The sequence below is a fragment of the Mesorhizobium sp. M7A.F.Ca.US.002.01.1.1 genome (assembly GCF_004022955.1).
In the GTDB taxonomy this organism is placed as follows: Bacteria; Pseudomonadota; Alphaproteobacteria; order Rhizobiales; family Rhizobiaceae; genus Mesorhizobium; species Mesorhizobium ciceri.
The window spans coordinates 1-4,169 of the sequence record NZ_RZQE01000499.1; the positions used below are offsets into that span (position 1 = coordinate 1).

A 4,169-nucleotide genomic window follows, 5' to 3' on the forward strand; every position below is an offset into this window, starting at 1 on the left:
GCGCGTCGGCGGGCTGACCAAGGACAAGATTGTCGGCATTGACGGCGTCGGCTGACCGTCAGGCCGCCAGGACTTCCGGCACCCGCATCGCCGGCGGGGTGTTGCGGCTCCGGCCGGTCCGCACCACGCCGTCGATGACGACCATTCCAATGCCTGGAAGATTGCCGAGCGCCACGCTGTCGAGCAGCCCGTCGCCGGCGCCGCCGATCGCCTGATCCATGAAGATCAGGTCGGCGGCGCGACCGACCTCGATCAAACCGCGATCGTCCAGTCCGCGCACGCGCGCCGTGTTGCCGCTGGCAAGGCAGAACGCCACTTCCGGTGCAATACCGCCCAGCGAAGCCAGCATGGTCAGGGTTCGCAGGATGCCGAGCGGCTGCACGCCGGATCCGGCCGGGCTGTCGGTGCCGAGGATGACGCGCGAAAGTTCGCCGCGCTGCCTTGCCAGGTCGAGCACGAACAGTCCGGTGCGCAAATTGCCGTTATGGACGATTTCAAGCGCCCTCGAACCCTTCTCGCAGATCTGACGTATTTCCGCCTCGGGCAGGGCGGTTGGCCCGCCATTGACGTGGGCGACGATGTCGGCGTCGACCTCCAGCACGACATCCGCGCCGATGCGGCCGGAGCCGGGCAGCGACGGGCCGCCCGTGTGGGTCATCGAGGTCATGCCGTATTTGCGCGCCCAGGCGATCATCTTCCGGCCGGTCGGCCCATCCTTGACGCCGCCAAGCCCGACTTCGCCGACAAGCGTCACGCCGGCCTCGGCGAGACTGCGGAAGTCTTCCTCGGTAAGGCCGGGTTCCAGGATCGGTGCCCCGGCCAGGATCTTCATGCCGTTCGGACGGAAGTTGGAGAAGGTGCGCTGCGCCGCGATCGCCAACGCCTTCAGCCCGACAAGATCGCGCGGTCGGCCCGGTGTGTGGACCTCGCCAGCCGAAATGATCGTGGTGACGCCGCCATGCACGGTCGAATCCATCCAGCCGATCTGGTTCTGCCGGGGCGTCCAGTCGCCGGCCACCGGATGGGCGTGGTTGTCGATAAGACCCGGCGCGACCGCACAGCCCATCGCATCGATGATCGTCGCCGCGCTGCCGCCATCAATGTCGCCTGCCTTGCCAATGCCTGATATGCGTCCATCGCTCACGACGATGGTGTCGGCGTCGATGATCGGTTGTGCGAGATCGCCGCTCAGCATGAGACCGATATTGCGGACGACGAGCGTGTTGGCAGACGACTGGAGGTCGGACGACACCGGTTCTCACTTTTGCTGTTATGGAAAAAAGGACTGGACGAGGCTTATTTGCCGCCGTCGCCATTCGTTGGATCGTCGTCATTGATGCGCTGGAGCAGGCGAAGCAGCGTCGCCTGCTCAGCCGGGGAGAGCGGCGACAGGAACCGCCGCCCGACCTCGACGCTGCGTTCGAGCCGCTCCAGCGTATAGTCGGTCCCTTTGCTGGTCAGCGCGATCATCGTCAGGCGTTGGTCGGTTTCGGAGGCGCTGCGCGTGATCAGCCCGTGTTTGAGCAGTTTACGCATGACGATGCTGATGGTCGACGGGTCCATCGCCGTCAGCCGGCCGAGATGGTTCTGCGAGACTTCGCCATGCTTGAGGATCGTGGCGAGCGCCGCGAATTGCGTTGGCGAAAGGTCTTCGCCGGCCATGACCTGCTGGAAGCGCAGTGTCGCGCGCTGATGCGCCCGGCGGATGACGTGCGCCGGGTGACGGTCCAGTTCATAGCCGGTCTCGGCGTATTGCTGCAGCACTTGCTCGCGGCTCGGGGGTGCATCGCCGCTCGGCGTTTTCGAGGTCGCGCCTTTTTCGGATTGCGGTTTCTTTTCAGTCGTCACACCGGACTCCTATCGCCGCTGTCTCGGATGTCGCCGGTTTGGAAAAGCTCAAGCCGCGACCTCCGCTGGTTGAAGCGACGTCCCGTCGCGGAGGGCTGCGACGACATCAGCCGAATCGCTGACCACGCCGAAATGGGTCGCTATGTCGTAGAGCGAGCTTTCCTGCTCGCGGGGTCCCGTTGCTGCGCAGCAATCGCTTGGCACCACCACCTCATAGCCCTGGAAAAAGGCGTCATGGACGGTCGAGCGCACGCAGATGTTGGTGACCACGCCGAAAATGACCAACTGGTCGACCTGCATGTCTTTCAGCGTCAGGTCGAGGTCGGTTTGAAAGAAGGCCGAGTAGCGCCGCTTGATGACATGGATCTCATCATCGCGGGCGCCGAGATCCTCGATGATCTCCGGCCCCCAGCTTCCATCCAGGCAATGCGGTGTGCGCTTCAGCCATTCGCGCTCGCGTCGCATGCCCGGCCGGTGGCTGTCATGGACCCAGATCACCGGCACGCCGGCGGCGCGCGCGGCCTCGATCACGGCCAGTTGCGGCGCGACCAGCGTCTCGTACCCAGGCAGGACCATGGCCCCGCCGGGCTTGCAGAACTCATTGACCATATCGATGACGATAACGGCTGCACGGCGTGGATCGAGGCGCACCGCATCATCGTGCCGATGTGAGGAAAAACTGTCCACGGACATGGCGAGCTCCTTTGACCGATCGTTGATGCTCATACAAAAAACCCTAGTGGATGCCAAGTCAATCCCGTTCGACGCAAAGCGTGCTGGTCGGCCTTGCGCACCGCGCTCCGACAAGCGTATGCGCTATTTGCCCATCGCGAAATGGCCTTGACAACGCTTGTCAGGCATGTGCTCGATTTGTATGACCATCAATGATATTCAAGCCGCTGAATTGCGGAGCCGAGGCCGAGATATGAAAACCATCGTCACCGGAGCCAGCGGCCTGCTTGGCCGCCATGTGGCCGAGGCTCTGGTTGCGGCCGGCCACGATGTGCTTGGTGTCGATGCCGTGGTACCGGGTGAGGTCGCATGGCGCCACGCAACCGCCGATTTGACCGATCTGGGATCGACACTGCAGCTGGTGCGCGATTGCGATGCCGTTGTGCATGTCGCGGCCATTCCGCGGCCGACCGGCCGGGCCGGCGGCGAGGTGTTCAAGACCAACATCGCGACCGCCTACAATGTGGTCGAGGCAGCCGCCATGGCCGGCGCTAGGCGCTTCATCTATGCCTCATCCTTCAGCGTCTTCGGCTATCCCTTTTTCGAAAAACCTGTGCGGCCGCCCTATCTGCCGGTCGACCTGGACCACCCGGCCGGCGCGCAGGATCCGTACGGCCTGTCGAAATGGCTGGGCGAGGAAATCGTCGACGCGGCGGTGCGCCGCGGCGCCTTTTCGGCGGTCAGTATCCGCATGCCGTGGATCCAGACGCCGGGTTCAGTTTTCGAGGGCGTCGGGCCGCGCCGCGCCACGGCCGACAGTGCCCGCGACCTGTGGGCCTATCTCGACGCGCGCGACGCCGGGCAGGGCTTCCTGCGGGCGCTTGAATGGCAAGGCGACGGCCATCTGCGCGTCCTGCTCAGCGCCGCCGACACCTTCATGGAAGAGGAAACCGAAGCGCTCGTGCGCCGGGTCTATCCCGATGTCGCTCTATCGCGGCCGATCGCCGGCTTTGGCGCCGTGCTCGACACGGTCCATGCGCGCGAAACGATCGGCTTCGAACCACAATATTCATGGCGTTCCTATCCAAAGCCGGAGACCGGGGGATGAAACGATTCGACCAGAAGAAGATCCTTGTCACTGGCGGCGCCGGCGCGATCGGCGGCGCGGCGGTGCGGCGTTTCCTTGACGAAGGCCCGCGCGTCGCCATTGTCGATCGCAATGGCGCGGCGGCGCAGCAACTGGCTCGCTCACTGGGTGAAAACGCCATTGCCATCGAAGCCGACGTCAGCGATGAAGCGGATGTGCGGCGCGCCGTCGAGGCGACCGTCGAGACGTTCGGCGGCCTCGACGCGGTGTTCAACAATGCCGGCATTTCCGGCGTCGTCGCTCCCGTTCACGACCTGCCGGTCGAGGACTGGGATACGACCATCCGTATCAATCTGCGCGGTATCTTCCTCGTCCTGCAGGCATCGCTTCGGGCGATGATCAAGGCGGGGACCGGTGGCTCGATCGTCAACATGGGCTCATCCATGGCCGGTTGGGACGTCCTTTCGGGCGGTGCCGGCTATGTCGCTTCCAAACACGGCGTGGTCGGCCTGACGCGGGTTGCGGCGCTCGATGCCGCGCCCTACGGCATACGCGTCAATGC

General features: G+C 64.7%; 5 protein-coding genes. 2 read left to right on the forward strand and 3 right to left on the reverse strand.

What is annotated here, in order from left to right; genetic code table 11:
- Nucleotides 1-58: 58 nt before the first annotated feature.
- The 3 genes from EN932_RS30555 to EN932_RS30565 form a co-directional block, all read right to left on the reverse strand.
- Nucleotides 59-1,195, reverse strand: a complete 1,137-nt coding sequence (locus tag EN932_RS30555; protein ID WP_245460996.1) for an amidohydrolase family protein — start codon at nt 1,193-1,195, stop codon at nt 59-61.
- A gap of 101 nt (nt 1,196-1,296) precedes the next feature.
- Nucleotides 1,297-1,848 carry a MarR family winged helix-turn-helix transcriptional regulator gene (locus tag EN932_RS30560; protein WP_024502291.1) on the reverse strand — a complete coding sequence of 184 codons (552 nt, stop codon included), beginning with the start codon at nt 1,846-1,848 and terminating at the stop codon, nt 1,297-1,299.
- Nucleotides 1,849-1,896: 48 nt separating this feature from the next.
- The gene (locus tag EN932_RS30565) at nt 1,897-2,541 is read right to left on the reverse strand and encodes an isochorismatase family cysteine hydrolase (RefSeq protein ID WP_063173769.1); all 645 of its coding nucleotides are present in this window, start codon (nt 2,539-2,541) and stop codon (nt 1,897-1,899) included.
- A gap of 232 nt (nt 2,542-2,773) precedes the next feature.
- Here EN932_RS30565 and EN932_RS30570 point away from each other — a divergent pair, with 232 nt between their 5' ends.
- Both EN932_RS30570 and EN932_RS30575 read left to right on the forward strand, forming a co-directional pair.
- Nucleotides 2,774-3,628, forward strand: a complete 855-nt coding sequence (locus EN932_RS30570; RefSeq protein ID WP_128369313.1) for an NAD(P)-dependent oxidoreductase — start codon at nt 2,774-2,776, stop codon at nt 3,626-3,628.
- Nucleotides 3,625-4,169: SDR family NAD(P)-dependent oxidoreductase (locus EN932_RS30575; RefSeq protein ID WP_128369314.1), on the forward strand; the 545-nt coding region annotated here is incomplete at its 3' end. The genes EN932_RS30570 and EN932_RS30575, both read left to right, overlap by 4 nt.